The sequence below is a fragment of the Nonomuraea cavernae genome, assembly GCF_014646355.1.
Classification (GTDB): domain Bacteria; phylum Actinomycetota; class Actinomycetes; order Streptosporangiales; family Streptosporangiaceae; genus Nonomuraea; species Nonomuraea cavernae.
Genome location: NZ_BMNH01000002.1, coordinates 283494 through 298068, shown reverse-complemented (window position 1 = coordinate 298068; position 14575 = coordinate 283494). Strand labels below are relative to the sequence as shown.

Genomic DNA, 14575 nt, shown 5'->3' with positions numbered 1-14575 from the left:
CTACAAGGCGGCCCGCGCCGGTGTCGCCCTGGTCTGGGTGGACCCGGCCTACACCTCGCAAGCCTGCTCGGCCTGCGGGCACGTGGCCAAGAACAACCGGCCCGGCCAGGCCGCCTTCGCCTGTACGTCGTGCGGCTTCGCTGAGCACGCCGACGTCAACGCAGCCCGCAACATCGCCGCACGCGGTGAGACGGGCTGGGCAGTGAGTCACGCTGCCTGACGCGGACCAGACCGTCGAAGCCACCGACGGCCAGGAGCTGCAAGCTCAGTCCTTCAAGGCTGAGAAGCTGACCCGAGCAGTTCCAGCAGGTCCCACTCGTTCTCGCAGACCCGGCGCCCGATCGCCGCCAGCTCCACCGACCCGGCGCCGCCGCGCAGGTGCCGCATGGTCTGCATGACGCAGATGATCCCCCACTTGAGCACGCCGAACGTCTCCCACCAGCGCAGCGCCTCGCGGTCCACGGGCTGCCCGCCCGCCTTCTCGTACGCGGTGACGAGGTCGTCGTAGCCGCCGAACCCGCCCACCGGCAGCGGCGAGCCGAACCGCCACGCCTTCACGCACAGCCAGCCGAGGTCCTCCAGCGGGTCGCCGGCGTGGGCCAGCTCCCAGTCCAGCACCGCCCTGACGCCGTCCGGGCCGACGATCAGGTTGCCGTTGCGGAAGTCGCCGTGCACCACCGTCCGCCGCCCGCCCGGCGGCCGGTTCGCCGCGAGCCGCCGCAGCGCGAGTTCGAACACCGGATGCGGCTCACCCGTCAGGTCCAGCAGGTCCCGCCACTGCCGCAGCGGATCCTCCTCCAGCGTCCCCGACGGGGGTGGGGGAAGGGCGGACAGGGGCATCCGGTGGATCGCGGCCAGCGCCTGCCCGCACTGCGCCGCCAGCCTCGGCCGGGCCCCGGCGTACGCCTCGTCCCGCAGGATGCGGCGCGGGATGGTCTCACCCGCGACGCGCGTCATCAGGATGTACGGCCCCGCCGCCGCGACGATCCGCGGCACCGGCACCCCGGCGTCCAGCGCGGCCCGCATCAGCGTCGCCTCGGCGGCCAGCGGCGCGCCCGCGTCGAGCGGCGTGCCGGGGGAGTCGAGACGCAGGATCAGCTCGTGCCGCTCGCCGTCCGGCGTGACCGCGTCCAGCGCCCACGTCTCGCGGGACGCCCCGCCGGGCAGCCGGGCGCTGAAGGCGACCGTCGCCTCCGTCCCGAACACCTCACGCACCAGCGCCTCGGCGTCGAAGGTGTCGGACGGGTGAGCACGCGCGGTGGTCATCGGAGGCCGAACTCCCAGTTGCCGCCCGCCGCGTAGACGCCGAGGACGCGCCGGCCCACCGAGTCGACGTGCACCTCGTCCGGGCCGTCGTAGATGCGGCCGGCTCGCGCGTGGCGGTACATCCGGTCGAGCGGGGTGTCGCCGGTCAGCCCCATGGCGCCGTACACCTGGATGGCCCGGTCGATCACGTTGTGCAGCGTGCGCGCGCCCACCACCTTGATCGCGCCGATCTCGACGCGGGCGTCGGAGCCGGCGTCGACGGCCTGCGCGGCGTGCAGGGTGAGCAGCCGGGCCGCCTGGATCTCGGTGTAGGAGTCGAACACGTGCTGGCGCATGAGCTGCTTCCTGGCCAGCGGCTCGCCGAAGGCGGTGCGTTCGTGCAGCCTGCGGCACATCAGGTCGAAGGCCCGCTGCGCCTGCCCGAGCCAGCGCATGCAGTGGAAGATCCGGCCCGGCCCGAGCCGTTTCTGCGCGATGACGAAGCCCTGGCCGCGCGGGCCGAGCAGGTTGGCCGCGGGCACCCGGACGTCCTCGTAGCGGACCTCGCAGTGGGCGCCGTCGAGGCCGAGCACCGGGGTGTCACGCACGATGGTGTAGCCCGGGGTGTCGGTCGGCACCAGGATCATGGAGAAGGCCAGGTGCGGCGGCGCGTCCTGCTCGGTGCGGCACATCACGGTCGTGTACGCGGCCCGTGACGCGCCGGTCGTGAACCACTTGTGCCCGTTGATCACCCATTCGTCGCCGTCGAGCACGGCGGACGTCCGGAGCTGGGTGGGGTCGCTGCTCGACACGGCCGGCTCGGTCATCGCGAAGCTCGGCCAGATGTCGCCGCGCACCAGCGGCTCCAGGTAGCGCTCGCGCTGCTCGGGGGAGGCGTGCTCGCCCAGCATGAGCGAGTCCTGCAGGGTGAACGTGCCGAGCGCGAGCTGCCCGAACTCGCTGCGGCCCTGCACCTCGTTGACGTACACGTAGTCGAGGAACGGCAGCCCGCCGCCGCCGAGCTCGCGCGGGTGGCCGAGCGCCCACAGGCCTTCCTTCTTCGCCTCCCGCTGCAGCTCGCCGAGCGCCTCGGCGGCCGCGGGGCCGCCCTCGTGCAGCACGGCCTCCGCCGGCTCGACCCGCTCGGTCATGAACGTGTGGACGGCGTCGCGGATCGGTCGGACGCTGTCGGGAACGGCGAAGCTCATGAGAGGATCTCAGCCGAAAATCGTTGCCGGGTCAACGGATAAGGGGTCCCTTATGGCGCTGGACGAGGAGTCCCCGGCGAGCGGGCCGCACGACGTGCCCACGGCCGCGCAGCTGGTGGCCGCGGTGCGCGACTTCCTGGCCGCCGACGTGCTGCCGGCGGTGGACGGCCGGGTGCGCTTCCACGCCCGGGTGGCGATCAACGTCCTGGGCATGGTCGAGCGCGAGCTCGAACTCGGGCCCGCCCAGGCGCGGGAGCACGCCGCCCGTCTGGAGGCGCTCGGCGTGGGCTCCGACGCCGAGCTGGCCGCCGCCGTCCGCGAGGGCCGCCTCGACGGCGACGACACGCTCGCCCCGCTCCTGAAGCAGGCGGTCCGCGCCAAGCTGCTGGTCGCCAATCCCGGCCACCTCGACTCCGGGCGCCCCTGACGAGCCGGGCCCGGATCGGGTCACCTCGACTCCGCGGCCCCTGGCGCGTCAGGTCGCCGGGCGGCCGGTCAGGTCCTCGGAGATGTCGCGGGTGCCGTATCCGTCGGGCGCCGGCACCTCCACGATCGGGTCGGGGCGGTCGTCGAACTCCAGCCGCAGGGCCCGCGCCATCGTGGCGTGCATCTCGTACAGGCAGGTGATGTAGGTCAGCTCCAGGATCTGCTCGTCCGGCAGGTGCCGCTTGAGCACCGCGAACACCTCGTCGTGCACCCGGCCGCCGTCGAGCACGAGCGCGTCGGTGTAGGCGAGCACGGCCCGTTCCAGCTCGCCGAACAGGTCACTGACCGCCCAGTGGGCGATCGCCTTGATCTTCTCCTCGGGCAGTCCGAGGGCCCGTAGCTGCTTGCAGTGCTGGGAGTAGACGAACTGGCTCTGCCGCGCCCATCCGGCCCTGGTCTGGCCGAGCTCGCGCAGCACCGGGTCGAGGCTGGACTCGCGGTAGAGCTGGAAGCCCTTGACGCAGTGCCGGAAGATCGCCGGGTCGAGCGCGAAGACCGTCCACCAGTCGCCGGGCGAGCCGGTCGCCGTGCCCTGTCGGCCGGGCTCGAGCAGCCGGTCGTTGAAGAAGGTGACCACCGGGTCGGTCATCTCCTCGCGCGGCACCTGCCGCAGCCTCGGCATCAGACGGTCCTGTCGGCGGCGGTCCTCGGCTCGTGCCGCACGTCGCCCGGCTGCCCGACAGGGCGGGTCCAGGCGGCGAACTCCACCAGCACGCCGTCGGGGTCCTTGAAGTAGATGGACCGGACGAACACCCCGTCGTGCATCTTCGGCGCCACCCCGAACTCGCTGTCGTCGTGGTTGAGCAGCACGCCCACGTCGATGCCCTTGGCGAGCAGCCGGTCGCGGTACTCCTCGATCCGCTCGGGCGGCACGTCGAAGGCGATGTGGTTCATCGATCCGACGGCCGACACCAGCTCGCCCCGGTCGGGCAGGTTCTTCGGCGCGGAGACGCCCGGCACGCCCTCCGGCGCGTCGGGGAACCAGAAGAACGCCAGCGCGTTGCCGCCGCCGCAGTCGAAGAAGAAGTGCTGGCCCCAGCCCATCGGCAGCTCGATCGTCTTGATCAGCGGCATGCCCAGGACGCCGGAGTAGAAGTCGACGGTCTGCTTCATGTCGGAGCAGACCAGAGCGATGTGGTTGACCCCGCGAAGCTCGAATTCGCTGTTCATAGTAACTACGTACTTATCACAGGGTTCAGCCAAAAAACATGACATGAGATGTCCTCTTTACCGGGCAGGCTCGCCGCATGATTGCACTGGTGGCGGGAGCGACCCGCGGCACGGGACGAGGAATAGCACGCGAGCTGGGCGCGATCGGCGCGACCGTCTACTGCACCGGCAGGACGACCCGCGAGCGGCGGTCGGAGATGAACCGGTCCGAGACGATCGAGGAGACCGCCGAGCTGGTCACCGCGGCCGGCGGCACCGGCATCGCGGTCCGGGTGGACCATCTGGAGAGCGACCAGGTCAAGGCGCTGGCCGAGCGGATCGACAGCGAGCAGGGGCGCCTGGACGTGCTGGTCAACGACGTCTGGGGCGCCGACTCCCTGTGGAGCTGGAACACGCCGATCTGGGAGCAGGATCTGGACAAGGGGCTGCGGCTGCTCAGGCTGGGCATCGACACCCACATCATCACCAGCCACCACCTGCTGCCGCTGCTGATCAAGGGCGGCGACGGCCTGGTCGTGGAGGTGACCGACGGCACCTGGGACTTCAACGTCACCCGCTACCGCGAGTCGCTCGTCTACGACCTGGCCAAGATGGCGGTCAACCGGCTGGCGTTCGCCCAGGCCCACGAGCTGCGCCCGCACGGCGGCACCGCGGTGGCCGTCTCGCCCGGTTTCCTGCGCTCCGAGGCGATGCTGGAGCACTTCGGCGTCACCGAGGACACCTGGCGGGAGGCGGTCGCCAAGGGCGCCGACGCCGCGTTCGCGGTCTCCGAGACCCCCGCCTACACCGGCCGGGCGGTCGCCGCCCTCGCCGCCGACCCCGACCGGGGGCGCTGGTCGGGCCGGTCGGTCTCCAGCGAGGAGGTGGCCCTGGCGTACGGGTTCACCGACGTGGACGGCAGCCGGCCCCAGGTGTGGAGATACCTCACGGACGTCGGCTACCTCACGGACGCCGCGGACAAGGGCGTCGCCCCCGACCCGGCGGACTACCGATGAGGCCGGGAGCCGGTCGGCCCGGCGGACCACCGTTGAGGCCTCAAGCCGACCGCCCCGGCGACCGGCCCGGCGACCGGCTTGGCGACCCGGACGACCACCGCCAGCCCGCCGTGCGGGCCTGACCGGTCCCGTACAGGCCTGACATGCGGGTGGCGGCCTCGGCGACCGCGGCCCGCAGCTCCGGCGGCGCGAGCACCTCGGCCTCCGGGCCGAACCTCAGCACCTGCCCGAAGGCCACCTCGTCCGACTCGACCGCGAGCCGTACGGTGCCGTCGGGCTGGAGCGAGCCGAGCGCGCCGGTCAGGGCGGCCGGGTCGGCGATGTGGCGGAGCAGCCGCACCCCGCGCGGGGTGAGCCGCAGCGTGATCTCGGTCCGCAGCAGCGACCGGGTGAACCAGTTCGCCTGCTCGGCCCAGAACGCGGCCAGGTCGAAACCGGTGTCCCGGTCGAAGCCGGCGTCGCCGACCTCGACCGGGCCGAACCGGTCCACCCGGAAGATCAGGAATCTCGACCGCGAACGGGCGGCCAGATACCAGGCGCCCGCCTTGAGCACGAGCCCGTACGGTTCCAGCGTCCGCGCCCGCTCCTTGTAGACGGCGGTGACCAGGCGGTCCTTCCAGACGGCCCTGGCCAGCGGCGCGAGCGCGGCGGGCGGCGGGTCGCCGGCCGCGAACCAGCCGGGGGCGTCGAGGTGGAAGCGCTGCGCGGCCGTCGCGGGGGCGTCGCGCAGGCCCGGCGAGAGCGCGGCGGCGGCCTTCAGCCGGGCGGTCGCCGCCACCTCCTGCAGCCCCATCTCGCGCAGCGCCCCGGGCACCCCCGACAGGAACAACGCCTCGGCCTCGGCCCGGTCCAGCCCGGTCAGCCGGGTCCGGTAGCCGTCGAGCAGCCGGTAGCCGCCGCCGCGTCCCCGGTCGGCGTAGACCGGCACGCCCGCCTCGGCCAGCGCCAGCACGTCGCGGTGCACGGTGCGTTCCGACACCTCCAGCTCCCGGGCCAGCTCCGCCGCCGTCATGCCGCCCCGGCCCTGCAGCAGCAGGACCAGCGACATCAGCCGCGCGGCGCGCACAGCGGCAGCAGCACGGCGGACGGGTGGGCGGGGGAGTGGAAGACCTCGACGTCGGCGGGCACCATCGGACCACCGTCGGCGAACGGAGCCCCGGTGCCGGGGTTGCGGGCGATCGTCGGGTAGGCGCCCGCGGCGACGTGCGCCCGGATCCGGTGGCCGCGCCGGAACCGGTGCCCGACCGGCCACAGGTCCACCGTGACCCGGCGCACCCCGTCGGCGTCGGCGGCGTCGCCGGGGCCGAGCCGTCGCACGCCCTCGGCCAGGTTGAACGACCTGCCGTCCGGGTGCACGTCGCACAGGCGCACCACCACGTCCACGTACGGCGTGCTGGAGCGGACGAACAGCTCGGCGGAGACCGGGCCGATCATCTCCACGTCGGCGTCCAGCGTGGAAGAGCTGTAGACCAGGACGTCGCGCCGGGCCTCCAGGCGGCGCTGGTCGCGCGGCCGGGAGTCGGCCAGCAGCACCGGCCCGCCGACCACCGGCGTCGGATGCTCCGGGTGGTAGCGGAACCGGTCGGGCTCCGACTCGACGGGATCGCCGGTGCCCAGTCCCAACCTCGGCCGCAGGTGCCAGCGCTGGGTCCGCACGCCCGGCACCGGCCAGTCGTGGTAGTCGCGCCACTCCTCGGCTCCCGTCACGTACAGCCGCACCGGCTGCTCGCGCAGCCCGGAGTCGTCGCCCATCAGGTGGGCCCGGAACCAGGCCAGCGCCTCGGCCATCGACGGCCGCCCGTGCCGCCTGTCGATGTGGTACCAGGGGCCGATCGTCAGGTACGGCCGGTGCCCGGCGGCCCGCATCGCCAGGTAGTCCTTCAACTGCCACGGCAGGAAGACGTCGTACCAGCCGCCCAGCATGGTGACCGCCGCGTGGACCTCACCCACCCTGGGCGAGAAGTCCCGCCTGTCCCAGTACGGCGCGGCCGGATCGGCGTGGTGGGCCAGCAGGTCCTGGTAGAAGCGCAGCGGCCGGCCGGCCGACACCAGGTCCAGCTCCGCCATCGGCCGCCCCGACAGCACGGCCCGGCGGGTCAGCCGGGGCGCGGTCAGCACGGCGGTGCCGCCGAACCGGCGCGACATGACGTCGGTCAGCGTGGTCCAGCTCAGCACCGACTCCAGGGCGAACGCGCCGCCCACGTAGGCGGCGTCCCTGAACTGCGAGGCGGTGATCTGGGTGGCCATCGCCCTCAGCTCGGGACCGGCCTCGGCCGCCACGGCCCACTGGGTGTAGCCGAGGTAGGAGGGGCCGAACATGGCCAGCGATCCGCCGTACCAGGGCTGCCCGCGCAGCCAGGCGAGGGTGGCCAGGCCGTCGTCGCGTTCGTCGCCCAGCGGGTCGAGCCGCCCGCCGGAGCCGAAACCGCCCCGGCAGCTCTGGATCACCACCTGGAACCCGTGCCGCGCGAACCCCCGGCCGTACATCCAGCCGAACAGGCCGCGCCTGCCGTATGGCGAGCGGACCAGGATGGTCGGCGGCCGCTCCACCCCCTCGGGGGCGTAGCGGTCGGCCAGCAGGATCACGCCGTCGGGCATCGGCACGGGCAGGTCACGCTGGAGCCGTACGCGTCGCATGTCCTACCACTAACAGATGCCTGCGGGGATGCGATAGCCCGGGGGTGTTCAGCTGAAATGCCGGAAGTGCGGCCAGAGGTCGCTCCACGGCTGCCGGAGCCCCCGGCACAGCCAGACGGTCATGCCCTGCTCCTCGTTGTCGATCCCGACGCCGTTGTCCACCTCCGCCCGGGCCTCGCAGGTGTCGAAATAGTCGCGCCGGCCGGTGTTCACCAGGACGGCGACGGTGCCCGACTCGGGCGGCGGGCCGTACTCCCAGAGCTGGTTGTGCCCGGAGTAGACGCGCGGCAGGCCCGCGCGCACGAGCGAGCCGTGCTCGCCGTAGTTGCCGGTCACGATCACCGCCCGCGCCTGCTCGTCCGGCGGCAGCGAGCGCAGCACGCCGAGCACGGCGGCGTCGAACTCCGGCCAGCCGATCGACTCGCGCGCCACCTCGTTGATCGCGGGCACGGGGGTGGCGGCCAGGACCCCGACCGGGATGAGCGGCAGCGCGAGCAGCGCCGAGCCCAGGCCGTTGAACACCAGCGACGCCCTCGCCTGCCGCGCCCGGTCGACCCCCGCCTGCTCCGCGCTCACGCACCCCGCCGCGAACAGCAGCAGGATGAGCCCCGCCGTGTAGTCGAAGCGGCCGCCGCTGACCAGGGTCAGCACGGCGATGGCGGGATAGGCCACGGCCAGTGCCCGCACCCGGCGGTCGCGCCACAGCCGCCACCAGCCGAAGGCGCCGATCACCGACACCACCGGCCCGAACAGGATCAGCTGCATGGGCACGAACAGCACCCGCATCTCGCCGCCCTTGTCCTCGCCGAGCGCCCCCGCCATCGTCACCTGCGGCCAGTCATGGGTGGCCTGGTAGATCAGGTTGGGCGCGGCGATCGCCAGCGCGATCGCCACCCCCGCCCACAGCCAGGGGCCGGCCAGCGTCCGGCGCGGCCCCGCCAGCACCAGCCCGGCGGCCAGCCCCAGCACCAGCATCGCGATCAGCAGCTTGTTGTACGTCGCCAGCCCCAGCACCAGGCCGGCGGCCGCCCACCACCGGGGCTCCTCGCGCAGCAGCGCCCTGAGCACGCACAGGATGCCCGCCGCCCAGAACGGCAGGTCGAGGCTGGCGGTCAGCACGGTGTGGCCCAGGATGAGGGTGTAGGCGCCGGTGGCGACGCCGAACGCCGACAGCACCTGCGCCGGGCCGCCGCCGCCCAGCTCGCGCGCGATGAGCGCCACCAGCACCACCAGCACCGCCGCGGCCAGGGCGGGCAGCAGCCGGAACGCGAGCGGCGAGTCGCCGAACACCGCTCTGGACGCCCTGACCAGCAGCGGCGTCAGCGGCGGCTGGTCGACGTATCCCCAGTCGAGATGGTCGGACAGGAAGCGGAAGTAGAGCTCGTCACGGTGATAGCCGTAACGAGGGCTGACGGACAGCAGAATGGCGAACAACGCGACAGCGATGGACGTGACCGATCGCCACGCCGGTAAGGGGAGCCCCATGACCGGAGAAGCTAGCCGCTGAAGGCCATCCGCGTGAAGCCGGGTTCGGCGAGCCGCGTTGCGTGATCTTGGTTCGGGCGGCTACCCTGGTGGGCATGCGAAATCGCGTCGAGCTCCAGTGGTGGCGCCGCTCCTAGGCGGCGCGATACTCGCATTTCAACGGACGGCCGCCCCGGATGGCGGCCTTTTTCGTGTCCGCCCCCGGGGCTCATCATTTGACGGCTCATCATTCGACAAGGGGCAGCACGTGGAGACGAGCGGATATACCAGCGGATACGTCACGGCCGGGGGCATCGGCGTCGAGCGCGAGACGCGCGAGGTGTCGGAGGACGCCCTCGAAGAGATCGTGACGGCCCTCGGCGAGAGGCGCGGCGGCGCGTTCTCCTCCGGCATGGACTATCCCGGCCGCTACAGCCGATGGGCCTTCGGCTATGTCGACCCCTGCCTGGAGCTGGTCGCCCGGGGCCGCACCATCTCCGCCAGGGCGCTCAACGCGCGCGGCCGGGTGGTGCTGCCGGCCGTCGTGTCCTGCCTGCTGGCCGCGGGCAAGCCGGTCGAGGAGCCCACCGCCGACCGGGTCGAGGTGCACGTGCCCGAGTCGGAGGGCCTGCTGCCCGAGGAGATGCGCAGCCGCCGGCCCACGGTGTTCACCGCGATCCGCGAGGTCATCGCCGCCTTCCGGGGAGACGACCCCCATCTCGGCCTCTACGGCGCCTTCGGCTACGACCTGGCCTTCCAGTTCGAGCCCATCCGGCAGGAGCTCGTCCGGCCCGACGACCAGCGCGACCTCGTGCTGCACCTGCCCGACCGGCTCATCGTGATCGACCGGCAGCGCGAGACCTGCCTGGAGCACCGCTACGAGTTCACCGTCGACGGCGCCACCACCCGGGGGCTGGAGCGCTCCGGCGACACCGCCCCGCCCGCCGCCCCGGCCGCGATCCCGCCCGACCCGGTCAAGGGCTCCTACGCCAAGGTCGTCGCCGCCGCCAAGGAGAAGTTCAAGCGCGGAGACCTGTTCGAGGTCGTGCCCGGCCAGGTCTTCCACGCCACCTGCGCCGACCCGGCCGCCTTCTACCGCGGCCTGCGTCACAGCAACCCCGCCCCGTACGAGTTCATCATCAGCCTCGGCGAGGGCGAGCACCTGGTCGGCGCCTCGCCCGAGATGTACGTCCGGGTCAGCGGCGACCGCGTCGAGACCTGCCCCATCTCCGGCACCATCGCCCGCGGCAGCAACCCGGTCGAGGACGCCGAGGCCATCCGCACCCTCCTGACCAGCGTCAAGGAGGAGTCGGAGCTGACCATGTGCACCGACGTCGACCGCAACGACAAGTCGCGCATCTGCGTGCCCGGCTCCGTCCAGGTCATCGGCCGGCGCCAGATCGAGCTCTACTCCCGCCTGATCCACACCGTCGACCACATCGAGGGCCGGCTGCGCCCCGAGTTCGACGCGCTCGACGCCTTCCTCACCCACATGTGGGCCGTCACGGTCACCGGCGCGCCCAAGACCTGGGCCATGCAGTTCATCGAGGACCACGAGGCCACCACCCGCAGGTGGTACGGCGGCGCGATCGGCTTCATCGGCTTCGACGGCTCCATGAACACCGGCCTGACCCTGCGCACCGCCCAGATCAGGAACGGCGTCGCCACCGTCAGAGCCGGGGCCACCCTGCTGTTCGACTCCGACCCCGCCGCCGAGGAGCGCGAGACCGAGCTCAAGGCCAGCGCCCTGCTCGGCGCGCTCGCCGCCGTCAACGAGCCGCACGCCGTGCCCGCCAAGCCCGTCCGCGAGCTGCCCGGCCAGGGCATGAAGGTGCTGCTCGTCGACCACGAGGACTCCTTCGTCAACACGCTGGCCGACTACTTCCGCCAGGAGGGCGCCGAGGTGGTGACGCTGCGCCACGGGTTCCCGGCCGAGACGATCGACGAGGTCGGGCCCGACCTGGTGGTGCTCTCGCCCGGCCCCGGCTGGCCGTCCGACTTCGGCATGTCGGCGCTGATCGACCAGATCTACGCCCGCGAGCTGCCCGTCTTCGGCGTCTGCCTCGGACTGCAGGCCATGGTCGAGCAGGCGGGCGGCTCGCTGGAGCTGCTCGACTACCCCGAGCACGGCAAGCGCGGCCAGGTGACGCGGCTCGGCGACAGCGCGCTGCTCGACGGGCTGCCCGCCGAGTTCACCGCGGCCCGCTACCACTCGCTGCACGCCAAGCGGCCCGGCGTCGTCGGCTTCACCGCCACCGCCCTCACGCCCGACGGCAACGTGATGGCGATCGAGGACACCCGCAACCGCCGCTTCGCGGTGCAGTTCCACCCCGAGTCGATCCTCACCGCCGAGGGAGGCGCGGGCGCGAAGGTCATCGCGAACGTGCTGCGGCTCTCGCGTCGGTAAAACCACCCCGGGAGCATGCGGTGACCCCCTAGAGTCTCCGCATGCTCCCCGTAGACCTACCGGACACGGTGCGTGAGGCCCTGTCGGCCCCGCTCGTCGACCAGCACTGCCACGGGGTGCGCCGCGACGACCTGACCAGGGCCCCCTTCGAGACGCTGATCAGCACGGGCGGCCTGCCGGCGCCGCCCGGCACCACCCACTTCGACACCCCGCTCGGCGCCGCGATCCGCCGCTGGTGCGCCCCCGTGCTCGATCTGGAGCCGCACGTCGCCCCCACCGTCTACCTGGCGCGGCGGGCCGAGCTCGGCGCCGACGAGGTCAACCGGCGGTTGCTGGGGGCGGCCGGGGCGCTGACATTCCTCGTCGACACCGGGGTGGAGAGCGGAGAGCTATTGTCGGCCGCCGAGCTGGGCCGGTTCGGCTCCGCCGTGGCCGACGAGATCATCCGGATCGAGCAGATCGAGCAGGACGTGGCGGAAGTGGCCGAGGCCGCCCTCGACTACGTGGACAGCCTCGCCGAGGAGCTCACCGCCCGGGCCGTCGGTGCCGTCGGGATGAAGACGGTCGTCGCCCACCGCTGCGGCCTCGGCTTCGACCCGTCCCGGCCGGCCCGCGGCTCGGTGCTCGCCGCGGCCAACCGGCGGCTGTCCGAGCCCAAGGAGCCGGTGACCGACCCGATCCTGCTGCGCCACCTGCTCTGGACGGCGGTCGACGTGGCCAGGGAACGCGGGCTGCCGCTGCAGGTGCACGCCGGGTTCGGCGCCGGCGGCGCCGGCCCGCACCTGGCCGACCCGTCGCGGCTGACCGGGTTCATCAGGGCGCTGCAGCCGATGGGGGTGCCGGTGGTCCTGCTGCACTGCTACCCCTACCACCGGCAGGCCGCGCACCTCGCCGACGTGCACCCCCACGTGCACGTCGACGTGGGGCCCGCCCTCACCCGCGGCGCGGCCGGGGCGTGGCGGGCGATGGACGAGCTGCTGGAGCTGGCGCCGTTTCACAAGCAGTTGTTCGGGTCCGGCTGCGCCGGTGTGGCCGAGACCTGTCACCTGGGCGCGTTCTTCTTCCGGCGTTCGCTGGGCGGGGCGCTCAAGACGCGGCTCGACGCGGGTGAGTGGAGCACCGCCGACGCCGCCCGCGTGGCCCACATGATCGGCTCCGGCAACGCCCGCCGCGTCTACCGCCTGTGAATTCCTCCTCCGGGCGTTCCTTCTCCGGGAATTCCTCCTCCGGTAGGAGGCGCGGGCAGTCCTGACTTCGCCATAATCGCCGACAAATGAGTGCGATCGAGATTCGAGATCTTGGCAAATCGTTCGGAGCGGTGCGGGCGGTCGACGGGGTGTCCTTCACGGTCGAGCCGGGCACGATCACGGGCTATCTGGGCCCCAACGGCGCCGGCAAGACCACCACTTTGCGCTGCCTGCTGGGCCTTGTCACCGCCGACTCCGGGACGGCGCTGGTCAACGACCGGCGCTACGTCGAGCTGCCGCACCCGCTCACCGAGGTGGGCGCGGTGCTCGAAGCCACCAACTTCCATCCGGGCCGTACGGCCCTCAACCATCTGCGGGTGATCTGCGCGGCGGCCGGGCTGCCCCCCGAGCGCGCGGCGGAGGCGCTCGAACAGGTCGGCCTCGGAGAAGTCGCCGGCAAACGGGTGATGACCTTCTCGCTCGGCATGCGGCAGCGCCTGGCGCTGGCCACCGCCCTGGTCGGTCACCCCCGGGTGTTCATCCTCGACGAGCCCGCCAACGGGCTCGACCCGGCCGGCATCCAGTGGCTGCGCGGCTTCCTGCGGCACCTGGCCCACGAGCGGGGCGCCGCGGTGCTGGTCTCCAGCCACGTGCTGGCCGAGGTCGAGCAGATCGTCGACAACGTGGTGATCATCGCCAAGGGCCGGCTCGTCCGCCAGGGGAGCCTGGCGGAGCTCGTCTCCAACGGCGACACGGCCATCCGGGTGCGCGCGGCCGACCCCGGCGAGCTGGTGCCCGCCCTCGAACGGGCCGGCGCCACGGTCGTGCAGTCCGACGGCGTCCTGCGGGTGACCGGGCTCGACGCCGAACGCATCGGCCGGATCGCGCTGGACGAGCGGGTCGTGCTCACCGAGGTCAGCCAGGAGCGCAGCGACCTGCAACACGTCTTCCTGGAGCTGACCGGCGAGGGGGAGACCTCATGAGACTGATCCGCGCGGAGCTGCTCAAACTCACAACCACCCGGCTCTGGTGGGTGATGCTGGCCGTCACCATCGCCTACGCGCTGCTGCAGCTGGGGATCACCATCGGCTTCGCGGGAGTGACCGGCGGCCAGCCCGGCGCGCCCGCGATCCCCGGCCGCGACACCGCGCCTTTCCAGGAGCTCATGTGGGGCCTCGGGGCGAGCGGGGCGGTCTTCCCGATGATCCTCGGGGTGGTCATGATGACCGCCGAATACCGCTACCAGACCATCACCAGCACGTTCCTGACCACTCCGCGGCGCGAACGGGTGGTGGCCGGCAAGCTCGGCGCCGGGGTCGTCGTCGGCCTGGTCTTCGGCCTGGTCGTGCTGGCGCTGACCGCTGTCGCGGTGGTGATCACGGTGCCGCTCGCCGGCGGCGAGCTGTCCTTCACCGGATCGACCGCCCGGATCGTCGTGGGCACCCTGGCCGTGCTGATGCTCTACACGCTCTTCGGCATCGGGATCGGCGCCCTGATCCGCAACCAGCTCGGCGCCATCGTCGCGGCCGTCGCCTGGGTCTTCGTCATCGAGGCCATCGTCAGCGCGATCCCCGCGCTGCGGCCGGTGGGCCGGTGGACACCCGGCGGCGCCGCCACCGCGCTCACCAACAGCGGCGTCGACCTCGGCCTCGGCACCGACTGGCTGCTGCCGGCCTGGGCCGGTGGCGTGGTGCTGCTCGGCTACGCGCTGGTGTTCGCCGCAGTGGCCTCGGCCACCACGTTGCGCCGCGACATCACCTGAGGTCCCATCCCGGG

14 protein-coding genes are annotated in these 14575 nt (G+C 72.7%); 7 read left to right on the top strand and 7 right to left on the bottom strand.

Features of this window, described 5'->3' with window-relative positions; translation table 11 throughout:
- A partial coding sequence (locus IEY82_RS05690; protein WP_189122904.1) for a zinc ribbon domain-containing protein occupies positions 1–220 on the top strand: 220 nt, incomplete at its 5' end.
- A 53-nt stretch (positions 221–273) separates the two neighbouring features.
- On the opposite strand, the gene IEY82_RS05685 is transcribed toward IEY82_RS05690, so the two are convergent.
- Together IEY82_RS05685 and IEY82_RS05680 are read right to left on the bottom strand one after the other, a co-directional pair.
- Entirely contained in the window at positions 274–1266 is a 993-nt protein-coding gene (locus IEY82_RS05685; protein WP_189122903.1) for a phosphotransferase family protein, read from the bottom strand.
- The gene (locus tag IEY82_RS05680) at positions 1263–2453 is read right to left on the bottom strand and encodes an acyl-CoA dehydrogenase family protein (protein WP_189122902.1); all 1191 of its coding nucleotides are present in this window, start codon (positions 2451–2453) and stop codon (positions 1263–1265) included. Before IEY82_RS05680 ends, IEY82_RS05685 begins: the two co-directional genes overlap by 4 nt.
- A 52-nt stretch (positions 2454–2505) precedes the next feature.
- Here IEY82_RS05680 and IEY82_RS05675 point away from each other — a divergent pair, with 52 nt between their 5' ends.
- The gene (locus tag IEY82_RS05675; protein WP_189122901.1) at positions 2506–2880 is read left to right on the top strand and encodes a DUF6285 domain-containing protein; all 375 of its coding nucleotides are present in this window, start codon (positions 2506–2508) and stop codon (positions 2878–2880) included.
- A gap of 48 nt (positions 2881–2928) precedes the next feature.
- On the opposite strand, the gene IEY82_RS05670 is transcribed toward IEY82_RS05675, so the two are convergent.
- The gene (locus tag IEY82_RS05670) at positions 2929–3561 is read right to left on the bottom strand and encodes a carboxymuconolactone decarboxylase family protein (protein ID WP_189122900.1); all 633 of its coding nucleotides are present in this window, start codon (positions 3559–3561) and stop codon (positions 2929–2931) included.
- Entirely contained in the window at positions 3561–4109 is a 549-nt protein-coding gene (locus tag IEY82_RS05665; protein ID WP_189122899.1) for a VOC family protein, read from the bottom strand. Before IEY82_RS05665 ends, IEY82_RS05670 begins: the two co-directional genes overlap by 1 nt.
- Positions 4110–4186: 77 nt before the next feature.
- Between IEY82_RS05665 and IEY82_RS05660 the strand changes: the two genes are divergently transcribed.
- The gene (locus IEY82_RS05660; RefSeq protein ID WP_189122898.1) at positions 4187–5104 is read left to right on the top strand and encodes an SDR family oxidoreductase; all 918 of its coding nucleotides are present in this window, start codon (positions 4187–4189) and stop codon (positions 5102–5104) included.
- 40 nt (positions 5105–5144) lie between these two features.
- Here IEY82_RS05660 and IEY82_RS05655 read toward each other — a convergent pair whose 3' ends face one another.
- The 3 genes from IEY82_RS05655 to IEY82_RS05645 are packed head-to-tail and all read right to left on the bottom strand — an operon-like array spanning position 5145 to position 9226.
- Positions 5145–6170, bottom strand: coding sequence for a helix-turn-helix transcriptional regulator (locus IEY82_RS05655; protein ID WP_189122897.1), 1026 nt, complete (start codon positions 6168–6170; stop codon positions 5145–5147).
- Entirely contained in the window at positions 6152–7741 is a 1590-nt protein-coding gene (locus IEY82_RS05650) for a CocE/NonD family hydrolase (protein ID WP_189122896.1), read from the bottom strand. The genes IEY82_RS05655 and IEY82_RS05650 overlap by 19 nt, the downstream gene beginning before the upstream one ends.
- A gap of 48 nt (positions 7742–7789) precedes the next feature.
- Positions 7790–9226, bottom strand: a complete 1437-nt coding sequence (locus tag IEY82_RS05645; RefSeq protein WP_189122895.1) for a glycosyltransferase family 39 protein — start codon at positions 9224–9226, stop codon at positions 7790–7792.
- Positions 9227–9473: 247 nt separating this feature from the next.
- Here IEY82_RS05645 and IEY82_RS05640 point away from each other — a divergent pair, with 247 nt between their 5' ends.
- The 4 genes from IEY82_RS05640 (at position 9474) to IEY82_RS05625 (ending at position 14561) form a co-directional block, all read left to right on the top strand.
- Positions 9474–11612 carry an anthranilate synthase component I gene (locus IEY82_RS05640; RefSeq protein ID WP_189122894.1) on the top strand — a complete coding sequence of 713 codons (2139 nt, stop codon included), beginning with the start codon at positions 9474–9476 and terminating at the stop codon, positions 11610–11612.
- A 41-nt stretch (positions 11613–11653) separates the two neighbouring features.
- Positions 11654–12799: an amidohydrolase family protein gene (locus IEY82_RS05635; protein WP_189122893.1), complete on the top strand. Its 1146-nt coding sequence runs from the start codon at positions 11654–11656 to the stop codon at positions 12797–12799.
- An 86-nt stretch (positions 12800–12885) separates the two neighbouring features.
- Complete coding sequence (locus IEY82_RS05630) at positions 12886–13782, top strand: ABC transporter ATP-binding protein (protein ID WP_189122892.1); 897 nt, start codon at positions 12886–12888, stop codon at positions 13780–13782.
- A complete protein-coding gene (locus IEY82_RS05625; RefSeq protein WP_189122891.1) occupies positions 13779–14561 on the top strand; it encodes an ABC transporter permease in 783 nt (260 codons plus the stop codon). The genes IEY82_RS05630 and IEY82_RS05625 overlap by 4 nt, the downstream gene beginning before the upstream one ends.
- Positions 14562–14575: the final 14 nt, after the last annotated feature.